Raw genomic sequence first — 22471 nt, 5'->3', positions numbered from 1 at the left:
ACTTTGACAGATAGACGTTGGCACCGAAAAAAAGCCTACGGGAAAGCGGGGCTTGTGCAGCTCCGCCGGGGCTTTTAACATGCACTGACCACGAACGATAAGTCACTGGAAATACTGAACTATGCCGGACACCCCCCAGCAGGACAGCCCGCAGCAGAATATCGCGCCACCGGACAGCCGTCTGGCCCTGGCCAATCGCCGCATCGTACTGGGCGTCACCGGGGGGATTGCCGCCTATAAAAGCGCCGAGCTGATACGACGACTGAAGGATCTGGGGGCGGATGTGCGGGTGGTGATGACCCCGGCGGCCCAGGAATTCATTACACCCCTGACCCTGCAGGCCCTGTCCGGCAACCCGGTGCACACCACCCTGCTGGACACCGAGGCGGAAGCGGCCATGGGCCACATCGAACTGGCCCGCTGGGGGGACCTGATCCTGGTGGCACCCGCCAGTGCGGATTTTCTGGCCCGCATGGCCCACGGCCACGGCAACGACCTGCTCACCACCCTGTGCCTGGCGGCCCGCTGTCCGCTGGCGGTGGCCCCGGCCATGAACCAGGCCATGTGGGCCAGCCGCTCCAACCAGGACAACATCGCCTTGTTGCAGGCCCGCGGCATTCCCTTGTTTGGCCCCGCCGCCGGTGAACAGGCCTGCGGCGATGTGGGCCCCGGGCGTATGCTGGAGCCCACCGAACTGGCCCACCTTACCGCCGGCCTGTTTCCGCGCCAGCTGCTCACCGGCACCCGCATCACCATTACCGCCGGCCCCACCCGCGAGGCCATTGACCCGGTGCGCTACATCAGCAACCACAGTTCCGGCAAAATGGGGTTTGCCCTGGCCGAGGCCGCCCGGGACGCCGGTGCGCAGGTGACCTTGATCAGTGGCCCGGTACACCTGCCCACCCCGGACCGGGTGCAGCGCATCGATGTGGTCAGCGCCCAGGATATGTATGACGCCAGCCTGGGCGCCCTTAAGCAGACCGATATTTTCATTGCAACCGCCGCGGTGGCGGATTTCCGTGTGGAAAATTCACGCAATCAAAAGATCAAAAAACAGGATAATAGCGGCACGATCCAAGACGGCAGAATGACCCTGACCCTGGTGGAGAACCCGGACATCGTGGCCGCCGTAGCCAGCCACTCCCCCAAACCCTTCACCGTGGGCTTCGCCGCTGAAACCCAGGACGTGGAAAACTATGCCCGCCAGAAAATCGCCCGCAAGGGACTGGATATGATCGTGGCCAACGACGTCAGCCGCAGCGACATCGGCTTTAACAGCGACCAGAATGCAGTCACCGTCATCTGGCCGGATGGGCAGCAAGCCATTGATCTGGCCAGCAAGGCACAGATCGCCCGGGACCTGGTGACCCTGATCGCCACCCACTACCAACAACAGCACAAAAACGCCCGATAGCCTAAGCAGTGTCGGCCAGAACTGCTACGCTGAACAATAGGTAAAGGTCTGAACATAAGTAAAGGTTTCGGCACTTCCGATCCAGATTGGCCGTGACCCAACGCTAAGCAGGACACCTCATGGTTAAGAAAGCAAAGCCCGCCAAGGCTGATGCCGAGAAAAAAAGCAAAAAAGAAAAAGACACCAGCAACGAACAGCACACCGTCAAAGCCGGCCTGATGGGCATCATGCTGCCCGCCATGGTGGGCTCTGCCCTGGTCACCGCCGTCTGTGGCGCCCTTCTGTTGCTGCTGGTGCTCATGCCCAGCGCCGAGAAACAGATGGCCATCCTCGGTACCGCGCAGGCTGAACACTTCGTCAATGACCTGACCCAGCTGGGCCAGAGCTACCAGGCCAGCGTGCAGCAGATGGCGGACAGTGCCCTGGTGCGGGATGCCCTGAAAGGCAACGGGGTCAATGTAGAGCAACGAGAGCAGGAACTGCAGGCCTTGTTTCCCGCCGCCAGCAGCGTCCACATTTTCAAAAAGGGCAAAGCCCAGAAAGACGCCTCCAGCATCCCACCCATCAGCTTCGCCCAACTGGACATGGTGGCCAAGGCCGACAAGAAGAACAACGCCGTGCCGGAAATCCACCAGCACGACAACCGCTCCTACCTGACCATCGTCAAGGCCGTGCGCAGCGGGGAGAAGATCATCGGCAGCCTGTTGGTGAGTTTCGAGCTGGACGCCCTGAAAGCCAGCTTACCGGAACTGAAAGCCGAGCAGGGTTATGTGGAAGTGATCCAGACCTTTTCCAACAAGCCCCAGGTGATGTACACCAGCGGCAACCCCCAGCACAAAACCGGCCCGGGCTACGAAGCCAAAGGCCAGGTGCCCCACTGGAGCGCCCGCTTCTATCCGGCAGCCAGCACCAACATCATTGCCAGCGGCAGCACCACCGCCTGGATCCTGGTGGCGGTGTCCGTGATCCTGGTACTGGCACTGTCCGGCACCAGCTATTTCCTGTTGAATCGCAGCCTGCAAGGCAACGCCATGGCCCTGGCAGCCTTTCTCCAGGCCCAGCTGCAGAAAGGCAAGAGCGACAAGCCGTTCACCCTCGGCATATTTGCCTCCCTGGCCCAAACCCTGGGGCGCCTGCTTTCTGACTACGAAACCAAAGTGGCGCGCCAACTGGACAAAGCCAAAGCCGCCGCCGCGGCCAACCCTGCCAGTGGCAAAGGCGCCATGCCGGACTTTGAACCCAACTACCGCAACGATGACGTGCTGGATATGGACATGGACCTGGATGGGGACGACCATGACCTGCTGAGCGCCGCCGCCGACATCGACGACAGCCCCCTGCAACTGGAAGACGTACAGGTGGCCGAGCCGCAAATGGCCAGCATCGACGTCACCGTGGCACCGGAAATCTTCCGCGCCTATGACATTCGCGGCGTGGTGGGCGACACCCTGGACCAGGACGTGGCCTACGCCCTGGGGGCCGCCATCGCCAGTGAAGCCAAAGAGGCGGGCCAGGAAGCCATTCTGGTGGCCCGCGACGGCCGGCATTCCAGTCAGGAGCTGGCCGAATCCCTGGCGGACGGCATCCAGTCCACCGGCTGCGACGTCATCGACCTGGGGATGGTCCCCACCCCGGTACTCTATTACGCCACCAAGACCCAACGCACCCAAAGCGGTGTCATGGTGACCGGCAGCCACAATCCGCCCGAATACAACGGCTTTAAAATCGTCATCAACGACGAGACCCTGGCCCAGGATCGCATCCAGGCCCTGCGCAAGCGCCTGGACAAAGGCAAACTGGTGAAAGGGCAGGGCCGCTACGAAGCCATCGATGTGGTGCCTGAATACATGGAACGCATCTGCAGTGACGTGGTACTGGCCAAGCCCATGAAAGTGGTGGTGGATACCGGCAACGGTGTGGCCGGGCCGCTCACCAATCAATTGCTGGAAGCCCTGGGCTGCATGATCACCCCGCTGTTCGCCGACGTGGACGGCGATTTTCCCAATCACCACCCGGACCCCAGCGACCCGACCAACCTGCAGGATCTGATCCGCACGGTGCAAGCCGAAGGGGCCGAGCTGGGCCTGGCGCTGGACGGCGATGGCGACCGCCTGGGGCTGGTTACCCAGAGCGGCAAAATCATCTGGCCCGACCGCATGCTGATGCTGTATGCCCGGGATCTGCTGGCCCGCAACCCCGGCGCCGACATCCTCTACGATGTGAAATGCAGCCGCGATGTGGCCGAGCTGGTGAGCAACCTGGGGGGGCGCGCCATCATGTGCGCCACGGGCCACTCCCTCATGAAGGCCAAGATGAAAGAAACCGGCGCCGTGGTGGGGGGCGAACTGTCTGGCCACATCTTCTTCAACGATCGCTGGTACGGCTTCGACGACGCCATCTACAGCGCCGCCCGGCTGCTGGAGATCCTCTCCATGGAGCCCTTTGAATCCGACCAGGTGTTCGCGGAGTTCCCGGAGAAGGTCAGCACCCCGGAACTGCACATCCAGGTTTCCGATGCGAACAAGTTCAAAATAATGGAAAAACTGGAATCCCAGGGCAATTTTGAGGGCGGAAATCTGGTCAAAGTCGATGGAGTCAGGGTAGACTTCCCCGATAGCTGGGGGTTGATCCGTGCGTCCAACACCACACCGGTGCTGGTGGCCCGCTTCGAAGGGGATACCGAAGCGGCTCTGGAAACAGTAAAATCCGTGTTCCGCGAGCAACTGTTGGCCGTTGAGCCCAGCTTGAACATCTCTTTTTAAATACCAGAATTCAACATAAGAACCGGACGCCAGGTGCCACAACACCTGGCGACAGCGATCATGACCCTTAGCAAAGACCAAGCACTGAACATCGCCCAGGTACTGTCAGAAGCCCTGCCTTATATCCAGCGCTTCACCGGGCGCACCATCGTCATCAAGTTTGGCGGCAACGCCATGGAAACCGAGGAACTCACCAACAGCTTCGCCCGTGACGTGGTGATGATGAAGCTGGTGGGCATGAATCCGGTGGTGGTCCATGGCGGTGGCCCCCAGATCGGCGACCTGTTGAAAAAGATCGGCAAGCAAAGCGAATTCGTTGAAGGCATGCGGGTCACCGACGCCGAAACCATGGACGTGGTGGAAATGGTACTGGGCGGCCTGGTGAACAAGGACATCGTCAGCCTGATCAACAACAATGGCGGCAAGGCTGTGGGCCTGACCGGCAAAGACGGCCAGATGATCCGCGCCAAAAAGCTTAAGCTCAGCCGCAATGCGCCGGGTATGGATGCCCCCGAGATCATCGACATCGGTCACGTGGGCGAGGTGGAATCGGTGGACACCGCGGTGATCAACATGCTGGTGAACAGCGATTTCATTCCCGTCATTGCCCCCATCGGCGTGGGCGCAGATGGCGCTTCCTACAACATCAATGCCGACCTGGTGGCCGGCAAAGTGGCGGAAGCCCTCAAGGCGGAAAAACTGATGTTGCTCACCAACATCGCAGGATTACTGGATAAACAGGGGCAGGTGCTGACCGGCCTGTCCCCGAAGGAAGTGGACGCCCTGATCGACGATGGCACCATATACGGAGGTATGCTGCCGAAAATCCAATGTGCCCTGGATGCAGTGAAGGCCGGCGTTACCAGCTCCCACATCATCGACGGACGTGTTCCCCACGCCGTATTGCTGGAGATCTTCACCGACGCTGGAGTTGGCACCCTGATCACCAGCGAGAATGTCTGACAATGGCCATCAGCGAGCGCAAAGCCTCACGCAAAGAACAAATACTCCAGGCTCTGGCCCACATGCTGGAGGCCTCCCCAGGGGGCCGCATCACCACGGCGGCCCTGGCCAAAGAGGTTGGCGTCTCGGAAGCAGCCCTCTACCGTCACTTTCCCAGCAAGGCCAAGATGTTCGAAGGCCTGATTGAGTTCATTGAAACCAGCCTGTTCTCTCGCATCAGCCTGATCGTCAAGGAGGAGCCGGACAGCACCACCCAATGCGGCCAGATCCTGCACCTGCTGCTGGGTTTCTCCGAAAAAAACCCGGGCATCACCCGCATTCTCACCGGCGATGCCATCACCGGGGAAACCGATCGCCTGCGGCAACGGGTGATCCAGTTGTTTGATCGCATTGAAACCCAGCTGAAGCAGATCCTGCGGGAAGCGGAACTGAAGGAAGGCAAGCGCACCCAGTTGAGCGCCACCCAGAGTGCTAACCTGATGCTGTCGGCGGCAGAAGGCCGCATCTGTCAGTATGTTCGTTCGGGCTTCAAGCGCTCCCCCATGGAGGGCTGGGACGAGCAATGGCACCTGCTGGCACAGGCCCTGTTCCGCGCCAACGCCTGAGGCTGCCCCGAACCCACGGCGACGGGCCTAACGGCCGGCGTTGCGTTTCTCCATCAGGTACTTCAGGCGATCAATATCCTGCTGGTACTCGTCACTGATCGACACCTTTTCCTGCTCTTTCTCCGCAATGGACTCCTCCGCACGCCGGATCTGACGGGCGAAACTCTCCATTTTGGACACCAGGTATTCCGGCACCTCTTCGCCGGAGCGCTCACGGGCCGCCGCCTGGGCCTGGGCCGTGTTGTATTCGCTCTGCAGCTTGGCAATATTGCCCCGGGTCACATTGATGTAGACATCGATGGCCTCCAGTTTGCGATCCCGGGCCCGCTCAGCGTCCTTGGGGCTGGAGAAGATGGCCAGCAACTGCTTGTCCCGCTCCATCTGTTCCGCATCCAGGCGCTTCTGCCGGTCCACTTCCGCTTGCGCCGCCAGTTCTTCAGGGGTCATGGCCCGCGGCACCACCTTGATGACGGAGCCCCGTTCATTGAGCACCTCATACCCGCGGGGTACCACTTCCGGGGGCAGGGTCTGGGTCATCACCTTGCGCCCCTCATCGTTCTCATAACGGTAAAAGTTCACCGCCGACACCGACTGGACCATCAGGATGCCCAGCAGGCCGATCACCAGGTTGGTCACGTTCAAACTCAAAATTCCCCTCTTCTCCACTGTTTTCCGTTCACGTTCAGATGATGTTGACTGCGCCCGGAAGCCTTGCAACCCGGGCTCGAACGGTGGGTCACTCCCTTCATTCTAGCCTGCAGATTGCGCGGTGTCGTACCCGGGCGCCGACCCGGGTTCAAAAGTGACGATCAGGTCGCTAACCCAGATGTAACCGATCCCCCCTGAACCGGGGCTGAACCTGTGCCGCCATTGATGATAAGTCAGCATATAATTCAATACGTTAACGCCGCACCCGGCATAACTAAAGCTAATTAATTTATTATTGCAATCTTACGTAACTCTTGTCTGCAGATTCCCGCCTTAAGGTCTATATTGGAGATTGGCTGAATAACAATTACACGGCCGCTCGCAATTACAGAGGTGCACCTATGCCGCGTCAGTTCAACATTCTCTGCGTAGACGATGATCTGGGATTCCGTCGCTATCTGACCAAGTCACTGGATGACAATTACCACATCAAATTCTATGCCCTGGGCTTTGAGTGTTTGGCCAAGTGCCAGGAATGGAATTATGACCTGATCCTGGTGGATGCCACCCTGCCGGACATGGTGTCGGAACAGCTGGTGGAAAAACTGAAAGCCATTCCGGAAGTCAGCACCGTGCCCATCGTGATCGTGTCCTACAAGGATTCCGAGAAGGAGCGCACCCGCTTTGCCAAGTGTGGTTGTGACCGATTCCTGAGTAAGGTGGCCAGCCCCCAGGACATCAAGCTGCTGCTGCAGGACGTGATTAACGAAGCGGCCTGAAAAGGTTAGGGGCTCAGCCCTTCAGCTTGACGCCATTGTGAGGGCGCGAGAAGACGCCCTCAAACCACTCCTGACACTGTTTCTTATCCTGCCGTTTCTGCTCCATCAGCCAGGTCAGCATCAATAACACGGCCTGTTCCAGGGCTTCATGGTCCAACCCTTGGTTAAGCATGCGGTTCAGCGCCTGTTCCAGCACACAGCGATCGTGAAACAGCCCCAACCGCTCCCCCAGCGCCTTCAGCTGCTTGATCAATGCCTTATCCCGGGGGCGGGGCTTGTCCACCAGCATCTGCAACTGGTAAAGGTAATACTTGGTCCACTTGCGGCACTGGTGATACGCCTCGTCATCGTCAGAGGCTTCCGCCTCATAGGCCAGTTTGCGGGCCTTGCGATAGGCGTACTCCAGGCCACTTTCAAAGTCGGGCTGCTTTTTGCCTTTCAGTTTTTGCTGCCAACGTTCAAGAATGGCGATGAACGCGGCCTCTGGCTGCAGCGGGCTGGCGGACTCCGCCTTGTCGTCCAGGCGCGCCTGAAAATGATCCAACAGGGGTTGCATGTCGCTGCCGTGGCTTTGCTGGTACTGATCTGCCAGATGACACAGGGTTTCATACTGCACCACCGCATCCCGCTGCCCGGAATAGGCATTGGCCAGGGCTCGAATGGACTGGTCCACCGCTTTGATGGCCGTCTTGCCCGCCACCGGTCGATACAGCTGCAACAGTGCCCGCAGCCGTTTGGTACACACCCGCAGGCTGTGCACCAGCGGCGGAGAGAGGGTATGGGGATCTGTGGCGGAAGCCTGGGCCTCCGCCCGGATTTTTTTGAGCAGTTTATTGACCCGCTGCTGGGCCAGTTTGAACACCGGGTCGGTTCCGGTACGGGATTGAGTCATAGCGCCATAGTACCCCAGACAGGCGTAAAATTAGGGGGTTACCGTGACGTTTCGGTGACAGGTGGTTGCCGCCAGTCACTGAGCGTTGATCACTGAACCCCGAACTGCTCCCGATAGGCTTTCACCTTGGGCAGGTGCTCCGCCAGCGCACCGGAGGCGTGCTCTTCCATATAATCGATCAGTTGATTCAGGTTGATGATGCTGATGACGGGAATGCCAAAATCCCGCTCCACCTCCTGAATCGCCGACCGTTCCGCCTTGCCTTTTTCCTGCCGGTCCAGCGCCACCACCACACCGGCGGGGCTGGCCTCGGTCTGGCCGATGATGTCCATGACTTCACGAATGGCTGTGCCGGCGGTAATCACATCGTCAATGATCAGCACCTTGCCCGTCAAGGGCGATCCCACCAAACTGCCGCCCTCCCCGTGGTCTTTGGCTTCCTTGCGGTTGAAACACCAGGGCAGATCTTTGTTGTGGTGGTCCGCCAGTGCCACCGCCGTGGCGGAAGCAATGGGAATGCCTTTATAGGCAGGGCCGAACAACACATCGAACGCCACCCCGGCATCCTCAATGGCCGCAGCGTAGAATCGCCCCAGTTTGGCCAGGGCCAGGCCGGTATTGAACAGACCGGCATTGAAAAAATACGGGCTCTTGCGGCCGGACTTGAGGGTAAACTCGCCGAATCTCAGCACATCCAGGCTGAGGGCAAACTCGATGAATTCTCGCTGGTAGGGTTTGATCATGGCTTACCACCCCAGGGCTTTTTGTTGCAGCGCGAACAATTCCTTGATGCCCTTTTCTGCCAGATCCATCATGGCATCCATCTCCGCCCGCTGGAAGGGTGCACCTTCGGCGGTGCCCTGCACTTCCACCATGCCACCGTGCTGAGTCATCACCACGTTCATGTCGGTTTCGGCGCCGGAGTCTTCCGGATAATCCAGGTCCAGCACCGGGGTGCCCTTGTACACACCCACCGACACCGACGCGATCAGGCGCTGCAGGGGGTCTTCCTTGATCATGTTCTTGTTGAGCATGTGGGTGAGGGCGTCCACCAGAGCCACGCAGCCGCCGGTGATGGAAGCGGTGCGGGTGCCGCCGTCGGCCTGGATCACATCACAATCCACATAGATGGTGTTCTCGCCCACTTTTTTCAGGTCCAGGGCGGCCCGCAGGGAGCGGGCGATCAGGCGCTGGATCTCCAGAGTGCGGCCACCCTGCTTGCCGCCGGCGGCTTCACGCCGGTTGCGGGTGCCGGTGGCCCGGGGCAGCATGCCGTATTCGGCGGTCACCCAACCCTGGCCCTGGCCTTTCAAAAAGCGCGGCACCCCTTCTTCCACGCTGGCGGTACAAATCACCTTGGTGTTGCCGAATTCCACCAGCACCGAACCCTCCGCGTGGCAGGTGTACTCACGGGTGATCTTTACGTCGCGCATCTGGTCCGGTTGACGTCCGCTGGGTCGCATGGTGTGGCTCCTTGACTGTTTGAATGGTCAGTTTCGTGTTTCTAGTTTTCATGTCTCTATAAGGGCGCACAGTATACTGAAAAACGCCGTGGATTTAGCACATTATCACCGATATTAGGTTGCCACCGGCAAACTCGGTTAGAATGGGCCTCCGCCCCACGCCCAGTGCCAACCAGGAGCCCACTTGATGATTCGCAGCATGACCGCCTTCAGCCGCAAGGAACACACCGCCCCCTGGGGAACCCTGTCCTGGGAATTGCGCTCGGTGAATCATCGCTACCTGGAAGTCCACCCGCGCCTGCCGGATACCCTGCGGGACCTGGAAAACCCGGTGCGGGAGGCCCTGCGTCACAGCCTCAGCCGCGGCAAGGTGGAATGCACCCTCAAGCTCAAATCCGAACACGTCACCCCCGTCAGCCTGGAAATCAATGAAACCTTCGTGAAACAACTGCTGGAAGCGGCCCACAAACTGGGTAACCTCACTGGCGAGAGCGGCACCCTGTCGGTCACCAGCCTGCTGAACTGGCCTGGCGTGGTGGCGACACCGGAAACCGATCAAAGCGAAATCCAGCAGGCAGCGCTGTCTTTGCTGAAAGAGGCCCTCAAGGAATTCATCGCCAACCGGGAGCGGGAAGGCCAGGTGCTGAACACCATCATCGGTGAACGCCTGGATGGCATCGACCAACAGGTGGCCATCGTGCGCCAGCACCTGCCGGAGATCCTGCAGGCGCAAAAGGAAAAACTGAAAGCCCGGCTGGAGGAAATCAGCGCCAACGTGGATCAGGATCGCCTGGAACAGGAGATCGTCTACCTGGCGCAAAAAACCGATGTGGACGAAGAGCTGGACCGGCTGGAAACCCATGTCAAAGAAGTGCGCCGCACCCTGAAGCAGGGTGGTGCGGTGGGACGCCGCCTGGATTTCCTGATGCAGGAACTGAATCGGGAAGCCAACACCCTGGGCTCAAAATCCATCAACACCCTCACCACCCAGGCCGCGGTGGAATTAAAAGTACTGATCGAGCAGATGCGCGAACAGATCCAGAATATTGAGTGAAGCCTATGTTTAGCGCCAGCAGTGAACCCCTGAATCAAACCGAACTGGAATTTGTCGATGCCATGCTGCACAAGTATGCCACCGACTCCTCCATCCTCAACGTATCCGAACTGGACGGCTTTCTGACCGCCCTGGTGTCCGGCCCCAACATGGTGTTACCGAGCCAGTGGATGCCGGCCATCTGGTCGTCGGATGAGAAAGACGAATCCACTGACTGGGAAGGCGACGACGAATTCAGCCGCTTTGCGTCGCTGGTGATGCAGCACATGAACAGCAACATCGAGATGCTGATGGACGCTAACGAGGAATTTGAAGCCATCTTCATGGAGATCGAAGAAAATGGTGACATCCAGCGCCTGCCGGACGACTGGTGCCTGGGTTACCTGCGCGGCATGGCGGTGGGTGGCGGCTGGGAGCAACTGCCGCAGGAATATGAAAAATACCTGATGGCCATCGGCATTCACACCGACCCGGACATGGAAGAGGAACTGGAAAAGCTGGACGAGGAAACCCGCCAAACCATGATCGGCGCCATTGAACCGGCGGCGCAGATCCTCCACGGCTACTGGCTGGAACAACGCATGCACGAACCCGGAGAATTTATACCACCGCCGCAGACCGTGCAGTATGACCAACCCAAAGTGGGCCGCAATGACCCCTGCCCCTGTGGCAGCGGCAAGAAATTCAAGAAGTGTTGTTTGCATTGACCACTTGCCAACCAGACTGTATGCATATACAGTTAGCGTACATTCAACCAAAACTCCACGAGGTGATACATGGCTGTTGTGGCAATGTGGAAGTGCGATAGAGATGGCAGTATGTTCAGTGATAAAAAAGATGCAGACGCCCACGATAAAATGCTGGAACTGGCCGAGGCCTTTGCAGAGCTACTGACCCAGCATTCCAGCAGCATCAAAGAGCAGGACGCCGAGCAATTGGGACTGCTGTTATCCAGAAACAAGGAACTCATCATGGCTGCCTGCAAAGGCAAGCCGGAAGCACTTTCACAGGTGAGCGCGGAGGAATCCACCTCCAATGTGACGCCCCTGGCGGCGAAGTCTTAAGGGATAATCCGTTGTGGATGAGGCAGGTAGTGCCTGCCTCCTAAAGTCATTTCCAGCGGACTACAAACCCAAAGCCTGAGCCGATTCAATCATTTTGAATGGAGCCTGCAGCGCCTTTATCGAGTCAAGCTGCTGCCGAACACCTTCCGGTAATTGCTCGTATTGTGCTTGCGCCTGCAACACATCGACCAGGTTGGACGTGATCAATTTACTACCATCTTCCTCCGGCCTATCCGGCTGCAGCTCATGCAGAACGCGCAAACTGACAATCACGTTGGCGGCTTCTGGATACGAACAGTCTAGCGAGATTGTTTATAGTCCTATTACTCTCTTCATATCGGCTTCTGACAGGAAATCACTATCGATCTTAATAACGCTTTTATCCGGGGTGACCACAAATAAGAAATAGGAATCATCAAGCTCGCTGTAGAACACATCCATATTTTCCTTTTTCAACAGCCCGTGCTTTTTATCATTTGCAAATACCTTCGCGAACATAGTCACTTCCTGCTGATCACATTCGGTCTTTTTCAACTCGCCTAAAGCTGCTCGCACGAACTCGATGCTATCGCACTGATATTGTGGCTCAGCCAGAAAGCGGGTGAACGCCACATATTGCTTACTCTTTTCTGCACCATAACGCACAACAAAAAAATCGCTGTCATCACCTTTTACACCCATAGCCTGTGGGCTAGGGGGCACCGAAAAATTCAACCCGGCATAAGAAAGTAAAACCCAATCGTCTGCCATACACCCCGCGGCGACCAACGAGCACAGCAAAGCCACTAAAGCTTGCTTACATCCGTTCATGTTTAATCCCCATCAATGCTTCATTTAATTTTGACTTATAGCGGACTCCAACAGCTCCGCGGCAAGCGTTATAGATTGCCGTATCGCCGGACATAACACGCTTGCCGATCTTGGCAACCTGCTTCACAACCCATTTGACGTTAGCGGCGCCATAGGTAGGACGAGGGACTAAGTCCATGGAATCGGAGCACACATTGGCTTGCTCTAGAGCCTCATAAGCAACCAGCGCGGCCTGCTCATTCACGGACTGAGGAGTGGCAGTACCCTGCCCCCAAAAGTAATTAATGACGGCAGCACGACATAACATCCCATACTTCATGTAGACCCTCCTTGGTCTATCAGATTCACTTATCAAACCATGGAATTTTTTAGCTGTACTCGTCTATATAGATATTTCATGGAGGAAGCAAGACGATGAGTGAATGCAGTTGGTACAGCGCCTTTGAACAGAGAATGAATGCCCTTGGGGCGCCTGTCCCTGGTGGTTTTTTCGACACTTATGACAAAGCATTAACCACAGTGGGAGCTTTGGTGGCCGCGGCAAATCTGAACCCTGGCATTAGTGCAGCGGCGGCCTTGTCAATCGCAGAGGTGGGCGCTGGAGGAGTCATCGTTACCCTTTCTGCCATAGGCGCTGCCGGGTATGCAGGCGTGGCTGCCGGTAGTATGATGATGGCTGCTATTGACAATTCTATATGTGTAACCGCCAGTAAGAGAGCGACGCCGCAAAGCGTTTCCGCTTTTCTACACAGTAACGGGATTTACGGAACGCTGCTGGTCGAAGCTGAAATCATGCGTAACCCTCGCATCATGGCGCTTTCGTGAGGATGGGTAATGTTCAGTGATCTACAGTTTTGGGACTATTTTGTTCTATCTTTGATCGTCGTTGGGGTAGTGGTGTTTAGTAAGGGCTACCTGACCTCTAAAAAAAAGAACGCAAAATAGCCCACTCTTATTGCGCCTGCTTACCCTCCTGGACTTTCAAGACCACTCACCCCCTAAGGCGGCAATACGTAACGAAACGTCAGATTGATGCGCCCACCCGTCACTGCGTCCTGCGCCGGCACCCGATGTTCCCAATGCTGTTGAAACCCCGCCTCCATCAACAGCAGATCACCGGAATGCAGCGTTAGGGATTGTACGTTGCCCGCCGCGGCGGAACGGCATGCGCCATTGCCCAGGGGGCGCACTTCAAACACCCGGGCCTGCCCCAGGCTGAGCGAGGCGATCACCGGCGCCGCACCCATCTCCCGCTCATCGTCGCTGTGCCAGCCCACATAGTCCTCGCCATTACGGTAGTAATTCACCAGTACCGCGTTGAACCGGTGGCCAACGCGCTGCTCCACCCGCCGCCGGATGCTGAGCAGCAGTGCCGTCCAGGGACGTGTTTGCAGCAGGTTATTGCTATAGCTGTAGACAATGCCCGTATCCGCATGCCAGGTCTGCAAACGCGGTAAACGGAAGCGCCGGCCGGCGATCTCATAATGGTTGTCCGGCCACGTCTGTTGCTGGCGCAGGCGTTGATACAGTTCTTCACTTTCCGCCCGCGGGTAGAAGTCCGACATGACCGACAGCCTGTCTATGGCAGAGGAAGCAGTGGAGGAAGCAGTGAAGGAGGGAATGAGCTTGTTCATTGGGGTTTCACACCTGCGGGAACACACTCCGGTTTCAGCAAATCCTGCGCCAACCGTCTATTACTGCACGCACTATCAACGGTACAGCCACCAGCGCTACCACCGGCACCGCCATCAGCCCAAGGTAACCGTCGGCAATCAGACAATGGGCTCACCGTCCCTGTCGCAAAGCCGACAATATCGCCATACACACCACCAAATTCCCTTGGATTCGGGCCATTCCCCATGGCACCCGAATTGCTATCCACTTTATAGCCGTTATTAAAACCGTCGTTGCACGACAACGTTGGAAACCACCGTTCAATGCGAGGAGATCACTATGGCCGGCGCCCATTTCAAGCTCTGCAAAAACGCGGATCAACTGTTCTTTTTTGAATTTTTCGACAAGGAAGGCACCCGCTTGCTGATGAGCGGCGAGTATGAATCCAAGGAAGACGCCGCGCAATCCATCAAGGACGTTCAGGTGGGCTCACTGATGAGCCCGCAAATCGGGGCCGGCAAGACGCCGGACGGTGACAGCTTTTTCGTCATCAAAAACAATTCCGGACAAGTGCTGGTGAAAAGCGTCCTGTTTGAATCCGATATGGTCTTCAACAACGCCCTGCACCGGGTAAAAGACAGCGCCTGCATCGCGGAAACCGTCGACCTCACCTGAATCACAAGCGGGAGAACGCAGCATGCCAGTCACCCCCCTCACCAGCAAACTGGAATTCACACTCTGTAAAGAAGCCGCCAGCATCGCCACCACGGCCACCGAGCTGGCGGCCATCCAGCAGACCCTGATCAGCCAGATTCCGCAAGCGGAGTTTCAGGTGGCGCTGGCCAGTGTCGTGGCCCCTCTGACGGACACCTATCAGGCATTGGTCTACACCCTGGACCCATTATTCAGCATCAAAAGTGAATCGGATTTTCACTCTGCGTTCCCCGGTGCGTGGGATCAGTATCAGCAGCGCTTCAAGGAGAAAAACGGCATTCCCCGCCGCTGTGTGGAATCCGCGTACGAGGCCTATCTGGTGTTTTCCCAGCGCAAAGAGGCGAAAACCGGATTTCCGATCCTGCGGCGCACCTTTGATCGCCTCGTCAATTACATCGATCGCTACGTGGATAACGACAGCTGGTTGCTGATGAACATCGACAACGTTTACAAGATGCTGAACCTGTTGCTGGGTGAGATCAATGAACTCAACCAGCGTGATCCGGAAGAAGCCTGGTTCATCTACGATCAGGCCATGGAGGCGGTGCTGCCCTTTATGCAGATCATCAACCGCCGGGGGCAGGCGTTGGCTGCAGGGTCAACAGGGGCACCACCCTACACCGAGACCCCGGCACTTGCCGCCGGGTAGAGCATGGTGCACGGCGGTTGCGTCTGCACCTTAATGCACGCAGCAAACCTTCAAACCCATGGACAAACACCGAAAAACAAGGATTTAGGGAAGGCAGTTAGCGCGGAATAGTATTTGCAGTCTCTTGGTTATCCGTTGCCGGGAACCCTGACTGTTTATGAACAAAGCCGAACTATTCGCCTTCCTGCAATCCGGGTGGCCACCGGCTGTGACCCTGTGCCTTGTCTCCCTGGTGCTGGTCTGGTTGATCAAACGCCTGACCCTGAATCGACTGCAACGCATCGCCGACCGCTCCCGATTTTATTATGACAGCCTGCTCATCAGCGCCCTCCATCTGCCGCTGACACTTTTGATTCTGCTGCTGCACCTGTTTTTTCTGGAATACCTGCTAATCACCTTCGAAGCGGAAACCTTCAGCCTGCAGCCCATCCTGTCCGGCGCGGCCAAAATTCTCATCATCGTCGCCATCATCCTGTTCGCCGACCGTTTCCTCTCGGGGCTGCTGCAACAACAGACCACCCGCTCCGAGGCACTGAAAACCAGCAAGGGCATCCTCATGGGGATTACCCGCGGTATTGTGTTCGGCATTGGTGGACTCATCATGCTGGGGACACTGGGAATTTCCATCACGCCCTTGATTGCCTCCCTCGGCATTACATCCCTGGCGGTGGCGCTGGCGCTGCAACCCACCCTGGAAAACTTTTTTTCCGGCGTACAACTGATTGTCGACAAACCGGTTCGCGTGGGGGATTTCATAGAACTGGATTCCGGTGAACAGGGCTTTGTGGAAAAGATCGGCTGGCGTTCCACCTGGATCAGGATGCTGCCCAACAACACCGTCATCATGCCCAACAGCGCGCTTTCCAACTCCAAGATCATCAATTATTTTTATCCGGAAAAAGAGCTGTCGGTACCGGTGGAAGTGGGTGTGCACTACAACTCGGATCTGGATCATGTAGAGCAGATTACCCTGGAGGTGGCCCGCGAGATTCTCATCTCACACAAATGGGGTGTGGATGATTACGAAACCTTTGTCGTGTTTCACACCTTTGACAGTTCCAGCATCAACTTCACGGTGATGTTACGGGCCCAGGAATACTTTAACCGCTTTTTCATAAAATCCGAGTTCATCAAGGCATTGCACAAACGCTACCGGGAGGAAGGCATCGTCATTCCCTACCCTATCCGCGCCATCAACACCTCCCAGGAAAACGGGCGCGATCTTTGCAGCGACCCTGCAAACCAGACAATTCGGGGTACCGACATATGACGCTTCACATCAGCATTGCCACCGCCAGCAGCGAACTGGGGGACACCCCCATCAACCTCGCCATCACCAAACTGGCCGCAGACCTGGCCCGTGCCCGCAGCCAACAACGATTACCCGCCGGCCCCACGCTGGATTTGAGCTTTCTGTTACCGGGCAAACTGGATAAACCGGAATTCACCGGCATGCGGATGGGCGGCTATACCCACGACAACAACATTCTGTTTTTCGAAAAAGCGGTACCGGAAGGCATGATCTATTCTGAGCGCGCCGACGACTACGTGGCCATGGTGCTGCAGGATGTGATCGACAACGCCGACAACTTCTTCAGCGAAAATCATATTTCATTTGATGTCAAAGCCTGGCACCACCTGGTGTACGCCCTCACCGACACCCTGCCGGCCGACACTTATCCTGCCAACAGCGGGCTCTGAGCACCCGCCACAGGCCTGGTTTTCACAACGGGCACGCTCAGGTGCCCTTTGTCTCCAATGCCCTTTGGCGCAGCGGGTCATCATGCACTTCGCTTCTATGCATCCGGTGTTACGAAACCAATCGTTCTCAATAGACTTTCCAAACCTGATACATATCATGGGTCATCCTGGGCAGACACTGCCATACTTAACGTTCATGTTTCATTAATATCCAGACGGACAGGGTGGTAGGTGCAGTGCAGCAGATCAGCAACATTGACTCAGTAGCCAAGCAGATTCAGCAGGAAAGCGCGAGCAAAGCCGACAAGCGCGAACTGACCAAGCAGGACATTTTCAAACACGGGTACTACCCCTACAGCAAGAAAATGACCCGCCGTGAATACGAAACCAAAAAGCAGGAACTGCAGGTGGAGTTGCTGAAATTTCAGAATTGGGTCAAGACCACCAAGCAGAAGGTGGTGATTCTGTTTGAAGGCCGCGACGCCGCCGGCAAGGGTGGCACCATCAAACGGGTTATGGAGCACATGAACCCCCGTGGGGCCCGCGTGGTGGCATTGGAAAAACCCACTGAAACCGAAGCCGGCCAGTGGTACTTCCAGCGTTACATCGAGCACTTCCCCACGGCCGGTGAAATCGTGCTGTTTGACCGCTCCTGGTACAACCGGGCCGGTGTGGAGCGGGTGATGAATTTCTGCAATGAACAGGAATACCTGGAGTTCATGCGCCAAACCCCGGAGCTGGAGCGTATGCTGACTCGCAGTGGTATTCTGCTGTTCAAGTTCTGGTTCTCAGTCAGTCGTGAGGAGCAGTTCCGCCGTTTTCAGGAACGCCGCAAAGACCCACTCAAACAATGGAAACTGAGCCCCATCGACCTGGCCTCACTGGACAAATGGAGTGATTACACCAAAGCCAAGGAAGCCATGTTTTTCTATACCGACACTGCCGACGCGCCCTGGACGGTTATCAAATCCGACGACAAAAAACGGGCCCGTATCAACGCCATGCGCTACCTGTTGAGCAAAGCGGACTATCCCGATAAAAATCCGGAGGTGGCGGTGGACCCGGACCCGCTGATCGTCGGCAGTGCCCGCGACATCCATGAGCAGGACGAAAAAGTGCTCACCCGTGATGATTTGACCCGTTAAGGAGTGTTCAGATGACACAGAAACAAACCCAGCACGCACAACAGGTGGTGGATGCTTTCAAGGACAAGCTCAGCAAAAGCGGCATTGAGCATGTTGGCCAAAAACATTTCGAGGAGCTGCAGTTGCTCATCGAATCCGCCATAGACGCTGCCGTGTTTTTGGAAATGGAACGGGTGGCGGACCAGGTCAGCAGCCTGGCCCATTCCATCCGCAACAGTGCCGAGCACTTCGACCGCTGATGCAATCATTCCTATTCAGATCAACTTGATCCGGTTCTAAAACTCTTCCCACTCATCATCGTCATGCACGCTGGGGGCAGCAGGGGTTCTGACCCCGCCCCCAAATGCCGGCGCCTTCGGCGGCGCAGCTTTGCCCGCACTGGGGGCCGGCCGTGCCGCCGCTCTTGGCGCCGCAGCCTGCCCACCGTGCATCATCGTTGCACTGTGATCCAATTTAAAGAAGCCCACCAGATTCATCAGCGAACGGGCCTGTTCAGCCATGGCTTCCCCGGCCGCGCTGGCCTGCTCCACCAGGGCAGCATTCTGCTGGGTCATTTCGTCCATCTCACCCACGGCCTGGTTGATCTGAATGATGCTGGAGCTCTGCTCACTGGCCGCCGCGTTGATGTCACCAATCATGGCCGTCACTTCCCGCACCGCCTCCACAATTTCCGACAAGGTGGTACCGGACCGGTTCACCAGGTCCGTACCGGCTTCCACTTTCTTCACGGAATCCCGGATCAGGTCCTTGATCTCCTTCGCCGCACCGGCCGAGCGCTGTGCCAGGTTACGCACCTCGCCCGCCACCACGGCAAAACCGCGCCCCTGCTCTCCGGCCCGGGCCGCTTCCACCGCGGCATTGAGCGCCAGCAGATTGGTCTGGAAGGCGATCTCATCGATCACCCCGATGATATCTGCGATGCGTTTACTGGAGCTGTTGATCTCTTCCATGGCCACCACAGCATTCTTGACCACCTGGCCGCCGGCTTCCGCTTTGCCCACCGCGTTCTGCGACAACTGATTGGCATGCTGGGCATTGTCACTGGTTTGCTGCACGGCCCCGGTCATCTCTTCCATACTGGATGCGGTTTCTTCCAGCGAAGATGCCTGCTCTTCGGTACGCTGGCTGAGGTCAGCATTACCCTGGGCAATCTCATTGGCACCGGTGGTCACCGAAGACGACGCCTCAATGATGTTGGCAATCACCTCTTCCAGCTTGTCCACCGTGGCGTTGGCATCATCCTTCAGGCGTTTGAACAGGCCGTCATAGTCAGCACTGATTTTCTGGGTCAGGTCACCGGCCGCCAGGGCCGACAGCACCCGGGCAATGTCGTGCATGCCGTCGTTGGTCACCTTCATCAATTCGTTCAGCCCATTGGCCAGGTTGGCAAAGAATCCCTGTTTGCCGGCCAACGGCAGGCTCTGGCTGAAATCACCCTGGGCCGCTGCCTGCACAATGTTGTTGACCTCGTTCTCCACAATCACTTCCTGGGTTCGATCCAGCCATTCCACCACCGTACCCAATCGCTCACCGCTGTCGGATAATACCGGATTCGCCACCAGGCGGAAGGTTCGGCCGCCCACTTTGATCTGCGCTTCATACGTGTCCTTGAGTTCGCGGATCAGGCGTTGCTGGTGTGCCGGGTTCTTATGGAACACATCCATGTTGGCGCCCATGAGTTTGCTGACCTGAAAACTCGGCAGGTCCTTACGCAGATCTGATTCTGCGGCAGACATCATGTCTTGCAACGCCTTGTTCATATAAACAATCTGGTTATTGGCATCGGCGATCATGGTGTTGGTGGAACCATTATCCAGTGCAATGCGCACCCGTTGATTCTCACTGGCAATCTGCAGTTCTTCCTGCTCTTGTGCCAGTTGATCGGTCATATCGTCCCATTCCACAATGGTACCGATGCGGGCACCGGCTTCATCGAACAAGGGCGTGGCAATCAGGCTGAAGGTGAGGGAGCCTACCTTGATGCGGGTGCGGTACACTGCTTTCAATTTGCTCACCATCCCGCGCTGATGGGAAGGGTCCTTATGGAAGATATCCATATTCGCCCCCATCAAACTCGACAGATTGAAATTGGGCACATGCTGCCCCAGCTCATCGTTGCGCCGCTCCAGCATGCGCGTTACCGCATGATTCATGAACACAATGTTGTAATCCGCATCCGCAATCATCACCGAGGTATCGCACACCATCAATGCATCCGCCAGGCGTTTGCTTTCGGCGGCCAGCCGCGCCGTTTCGGTCGCGGCTTTTTCGTTTTCCCGGGCCGCCACCTGCTCCCGCTCCCGGGTTTCCCGCAATGCCGTCTGCAAGGAACGCACACCGGTCAGCAGACTGGCGATCTCATCAGTACCCTGTACGTCAATCTGCCCGTCCAGCTGGCCACGCTGAATGTTGGACAGGTGCTGATTGGCGGTATTCATGCCCCGCAACAGATTGCGAATCACCAACACCGTCAAACCCAACGCGACCAGAAACGCGACGATCATCTGCATCATCATCTGTGTCTGCTCACGTTGCATGGATTCAATGCGGCTCTGCAACAGGCGCTGCAGGTGGGGCACGGTGTTTTGCTGCAGCGTATAACCGGCGCTCACCAGATCCGTACCCCGCGCAAACAGGGCACGACTGTCCAGATCAGAACGACCACTGTCGATGATCTGCTGCACATCGCTGGCAAACCGATCATTGGCCGCCTGCATGGCGACGATGTCACCACTCAAGGCACCGTCGATGGAATCACTGGCTTTCCGGGCAGAACGCAGGGCATCTTCCACTTTGTCCACCGCGATGGGTTTCAGTGCAATCAGACTGCGCACCGCGGCATCCGGGGCCGGGCCGTTCGCCACCGAGGCCGCCGCCGCACCGCGCATGCGAGCCGAATACTCAATGGCCCGGGGCAGGGTGAATGACATAAGCTGCATCAGATAAAAGCTGTTCACCTCCGGGTCCAGTGTCAGGTTGGACTGATCGGAGTAGAACTCAATGTACACCAGGATATCTTCGATCATGCGGGTGTGGGCCGCAAAACCCTCTGCCGGCGCCATGGTAGTGGGGGAAGCTTTCACGCTCTGCCAGGTGCGCTCGATATTCTCCAACCGGTCGCCCATCGGCACATCGTTTCGGTATTTCAGTTCCAGCGCCTTCAACTGGTTCAAAGCTGACTCAAAGGCCGTGGCGGCCTGCAGCATGGGGCCTCTGGCAGCCTCGACACCTTTGGCCACCTGAATCCCGTTACCGCGGTGCAACTGGGCGGATTTGATCAGGTCAAAGGAAGGTTGATAGAACTCAGTGCCATACAGCTCTTTGGTGGAGAAATATTCGCGAGCATTCCACTGGGTGAAGACGATGTTTGCAATGATGCCGATTACCACAGTAAACAGGCCCACCACCAGCGCCATCTTGGCCTTCATACTTAAATGCGTCATCCAATTCATATCCGTCGTGCTCCCTGCGTCTTCTGAAGACCTTTGTTGCGGGCAAAAAACCTCACCTGAATATTAGTTATAGCATCGCTGGCCAACTTCGCTATGGTGCCCCCCGCCGACGGAACGGGGAGCACAGCCCCCTAAACAGCAGCCACTACACCGCGCCCCATACCTCGCGTTTGGCATCGGTGGTGCACGCCAGGGCGTCATCCAGGGACGCGGCCGGGTATTTGGGTTTGTAGGAGGCCAGTTCCGCGGCCAGCGTCACCAGCTTGTCCGCCGGTGACTGACCCTTGAAGTCGCCCTTTTCCAGCGCCAGCTCTTCCATGGCCTCATTCCAGGGCACCCCCTGTACCAGGGGAATGAGGGTCAGATCGGCCCCACCAAGCTCGATCTTCATGGGGTCTTTCAAATCGACAATGAACAGGATTCCCTTCAGGCCCGGCGCAAAATCACTGCCGTACTTGTCCACCAGAGTGGGGATGTCCGCCACGGAATCCAGGCCGCCCACCAGCAGGGTGATGGTCTCACCGGCCACCAGCACCGCCCCCCGCATCACCAACTCCGGCGGCATGGCATGGCCCTTGTCGTCCTTCTCCCCTTCCACCAGAATCAGGTCACCACGGTAACCCCAAACCCCTGCATCACTGGTTTCCTCCAGAAAGTTCTGGTTGAAAAACAGCCCTTTATCTTTGTATTGCTGTAATAGCATGATCAGCTCCTAACTGTTTTGTGATATTAGCGACAGGGC

25 protein-coding genes are annotated in these 22471 nt (G+C 57.3%); 15 read left to right on the top strand and 10 right to left on the bottom strand.

The annotated features are described in order from the left end of the window. The first annotated feature begins 121 nt into the window (after positions 1 to 121). The 4 genes from coaBC (at position 122) to slmA (ending at position 5744) form a co-directional block, all read left to right on the top strand. On the top strand, positions 122 to 1414 hold the full coding sequence (gene coaBC, locus D9N14_RS12950; protein ID WP_290580302.1) for a bifunctional phosphopantothenoylcysteine decarboxylase/phosphopantothenate--cysteine ligase CoaBC: 1293 nt from the start codon (positions 122 to 124) through the stop codon (positions 1412 to 1414). A 119-nt stretch (positions 1415 to 1533) separates the two neighbouring features. Beyond that, positions 1534 to 4176, top strand: coding sequence for a phosphomannomutase/phosphoglucomutase (locus D9N14_RS12945; protein WP_290580300.1), 2643 nt, complete (start codon positions 1534 to 1536; stop codon positions 4174 to 4176). Between the two features lie 60 nt (positions 4177 to 4236). Further along, the gene (argB, locus tag D9N14_RS12940; RefSeq protein WP_290580298.1) at positions 4237 to 5139 is read left to right on the top strand and encodes an acetylglutamate kinase; all 903 of its coding nucleotides are present in this window, start codon (positions 4237 to 4239) and stop codon (positions 5137 to 5139) included. 2 nt (positions 5140 to 5141) lie between these two features. Further along, positions 5142 to 5744 carry a nucleoid occlusion factor SlmA gene (gene slmA / locus D9N14_RS12935; protein ID WP_290580296.1) on the top strand — a complete coding sequence of 201 codons (603 nt, stop codon included), beginning with the start codon at positions 5142 to 5144 and terminating at the stop codon, positions 5742 to 5744. A gap of 27 nt (positions 5745 to 5771) precedes the next feature. On the opposite strand, the gene D9N14_RS12930 is transcribed toward slmA, so the two are convergent. Next, positions 5772 to 6386, bottom strand: a complete 615-nt coding sequence (locus tag D9N14_RS12930; RefSeq protein WP_290580294.1) for a hypothetical protein — start codon at positions 6384 to 6386, stop codon at positions 5772 to 5774. Between the two features lie 407 nt (positions 6387 to 6793). Between D9N14_RS12930 and D9N14_RS12925 the strand changes: the two genes are divergently transcribed. After that, on the top strand, positions 6794 to 7171 hold the full coding sequence (locus D9N14_RS12925) for a PleD family two-component system response regulator (RefSeq protein WP_290580291.1): 378 nt from the start codon (positions 6794 to 6796) through the stop codon (positions 7169 to 7171). Between the two features lie 13 nt (positions 7172 to 7184). Here D9N14_RS12925 and D9N14_RS12920 read toward each other — a convergent pair whose 3' ends face one another. From D9N14_RS12920 to rph, 3 genes are all read right to left on the bottom strand, one after another. Further along, positions 7185 to 8063, bottom strand: coding sequence for a CHAD domain-containing protein (locus D9N14_RS12920; protein ID WP_290580289.1), 879 nt, complete (start codon positions 8061 to 8063; stop codon positions 7185 to 7187). A gap of 89 nt (positions 8064 to 8152) precedes the next feature. Next, positions 8153 to 8803 carry an orotate phosphoribosyltransferase gene (gene pyrE / locus D9N14_RS12915; RefSeq protein WP_290580529.1) on the bottom strand — a complete coding sequence of 217 codons (651 nt, stop codon included), beginning with the start codon at positions 8801 to 8803 and terminating at the stop codon, positions 8153 to 8155. A 6-nt stretch (positions 8804 to 8809) separates the two neighbouring features. Beyond that, positions 8810 to 9526 (bottom strand): ribonuclease PH, encoded by a 717-nt coding sequence (gene rph / locus D9N14_RS12910; RefSeq protein ID WP_290580287.1) that lies wholly within the window; start codon positions 9524 to 9526, stop codon positions 8810 to 8812. Positions 9527 to 9713: 187 nt separating this feature from the next. On the opposite strand from rph, the gene D9N14_RS12905 reads away from it, so the two are divergent. The 3 genes from D9N14_RS12905 to D9N14_RS12895 all read left to right on the top strand — a co-directional run bounded on the left by D9N14_RS12905 (position 9714) and on the right by D9N14_RS12895 (position 11644). Beyond that, positions 9714 to 10580 carry a YicC/YloC family endoribonuclease gene (locus tag D9N14_RS12905; protein ID WP_290580285.1) on the top strand — a complete coding sequence of 289 codons (867 nt, stop codon included), beginning with the start codon at positions 9714 to 9716 and terminating at the stop codon, positions 10578 to 10580. 5 nt (positions 10581 to 10585) lie between these two features. Then, complete coding sequence (locus D9N14_RS12900) at positions 10586 to 11287, top strand: UPF0149 family protein (RefSeq protein WP_290580283.1); 702 nt, start codon at positions 10586 to 10588, stop codon at positions 11285 to 11287. Positions 11288 to 11356: 69 nt separating this feature from the next. Beyond that, positions 11357 to 11644: a YebG family protein gene (locus D9N14_RS12895; protein ID WP_290580281.1), complete on the top strand. Its 288-nt coding sequence runs from the start codon at positions 11357 to 11359 to the stop codon at positions 11642 to 11644. A gap of 60 nt (positions 11645 to 11704) precedes the next feature. On the opposite strand, the gene D9N14_RS12890 is transcribed toward D9N14_RS12895, so the two are convergent. Genes D9N14_RS12890 through D9N14_RS12880 form a run of 3 tightly spaced genes read right to left on the bottom strand, consistent with a single transcriptional unit; the run spans position 11705 to position 12773 of the window. Further along, a complete protein-coding gene (locus D9N14_RS12890; RefSeq protein ID WP_290580279.1) occupies positions 11705 to 11917 on the bottom strand; it encodes a hypothetical protein in 213 nt (70 codons plus the stop codon). Positions 11918 to 11956: 39 nt separating this feature from the next. Beyond that, positions 11957 to 12454: a hypothetical protein gene (locus D9N14_RS12885; protein ID WP_290580277.1), complete on the bottom strand. Its 498-nt coding sequence runs from the start codon at positions 12452 to 12454 to the stop codon at positions 11957 to 11959. Further along, positions 12441 to 12773, bottom strand: coding sequence for a hypothetical protein (locus D9N14_RS12880; protein ID WP_290580275.1), 333 nt, complete (start codon positions 12771 to 12773; stop codon positions 12441 to 12443). The genes D9N14_RS12885 and D9N14_RS12880 overlap by 14 nt, the downstream gene beginning before the upstream one ends. 95 nt (positions 12774 to 12868) lie before the next feature. Here D9N14_RS12880 and D9N14_RS12875 point away from each other — a divergent pair, with 95 nt between their 5' ends. Next, positions 12869 to 13279, top strand: coding sequence for a hypothetical protein (locus tag D9N14_RS12875; RefSeq protein ID WP_290580273.1), 411 nt, complete (start codon positions 12869 to 12871; stop codon positions 13277 to 13279). 173 nt (positions 13280 to 13452) lie between these two features. Here D9N14_RS12875 and D9N14_RS12870 read toward each other — a convergent pair whose 3' ends face one another. Further along, positions 13453 to 14088 carry an alpha-ketoglutarate-dependent dioxygenase AlkB family protein gene (locus D9N14_RS12870; protein ID WP_290580271.1) on the bottom strand — a complete coding sequence of 212 codons (636 nt, stop codon included), beginning with the start codon at positions 14086 to 14088 and terminating at the stop codon, positions 13453 to 13455. Between the two features lie 319 nt (positions 14089 to 14407). On the opposite strand from D9N14_RS12870, the gene D9N14_RS12865 reads away from it, so the two are divergent. The 6 genes from D9N14_RS12865 to D9N14_RS12840 all read left to right on the top strand — a co-directional run bounded on the left by D9N14_RS12865 (position 14408) and on the right by D9N14_RS12840 (position 18516). Continuing rightward, positions 14408 to 14743 carry a hypothetical protein gene (locus D9N14_RS12865; RefSeq protein ID WP_290580269.1) on the top strand — a complete coding sequence of 112 codons (336 nt, stop codon included), beginning with the start codon at positions 14408 to 14410 and terminating at the stop codon, positions 14741 to 14743. A gap of 22 nt (positions 14744 to 14765) precedes the next feature. Then, on the top strand, positions 14766 to 15431 hold the full coding sequence (locus tag D9N14_RS12860; RefSeq protein ID WP_290580267.1) for a hypothetical protein: 666 nt from the start codon (positions 14766 to 14768) through the stop codon (positions 15429 to 15431). 157 nt (positions 15432 to 15588) lie between these two features. Further along, the gene (locus D9N14_RS12855) at positions 15589 to 16701 is read left to right on the top strand and encodes a mechanosensitive ion channel family protein (protein WP_290580265.1); all 1113 of its coding nucleotides are present in this window, start codon (positions 15589 to 15591) and stop codon (positions 16699 to 16701) included. Then, positions 16698 to 17132, top strand: a complete 435-nt coding sequence (locus D9N14_RS12850; protein ID WP_290580263.1) for a hypothetical protein — start codon at positions 16698 to 16700, stop codon at positions 17130 to 17132. Before D9N14_RS12855 ends, D9N14_RS12850 begins: the two co-directional genes overlap by 4 nt. A 314-nt stretch (positions 17133 to 17446) precedes the next feature. Then, on the top strand, positions 17447 to 18277 hold the full coding sequence (ppk2, locus tag D9N14_RS12845) for a polyphosphate kinase 2 (RefSeq protein ID WP_317622622.1): 831 nt from the start codon (positions 17447 to 17449) through the stop codon (positions 18275 to 18277). A gap of 11 nt (positions 18278 to 18288) precedes the next feature. Further along, positions 18289 to 18516, top strand: coding sequence for a phosphatase (locus D9N14_RS12840; protein ID WP_290580259.1), 228 nt, complete (start codon positions 18289 to 18291; stop codon positions 18514 to 18516). A 36-nt stretch (positions 18517 to 18552) separates the two neighbouring features. Here the strand turns inward: D9N14_RS12840 and D9N14_RS12835 are convergent, their stop codons facing one another. Both D9N14_RS12835 and D9N14_RS12830 read right to left on the bottom strand, forming a co-directional pair. Continuing rightward, positions 18553 to 21720, bottom strand: a complete 3168-nt coding sequence (locus D9N14_RS12835; RefSeq protein ID WP_290580257.1) for a methyl-accepting chemotaxis protein — start codon at positions 21718 to 21720, stop codon at positions 18553 to 18555. A 154-nt stretch (positions 21721 to 21874) separates the two neighbouring features. After that, positions 21875 to 22432: a hypothetical protein gene (locus D9N14_RS12830; RefSeq protein ID WP_290580255.1), complete on the bottom strand. Its 558-nt coding sequence runs from the start codon at positions 22430 to 22432 to the stop codon at positions 21875 to 21877. Positions 22433 to 22471: the final 39 nt, after the last annotated feature.

It is taken from the genome of Ketobacter sp. (assembly GCF_003671495.1).
Lineage (GTDB): Bacteria > Pseudomonadota > Gammaproteobacteria > Pseudomonadales > Ketobacteraceae > Ketobacter.
Note: the sequence above shows the minus strand (reverse complement) of the source record. Positions and strands in the feature narration are given on the sequence as shown.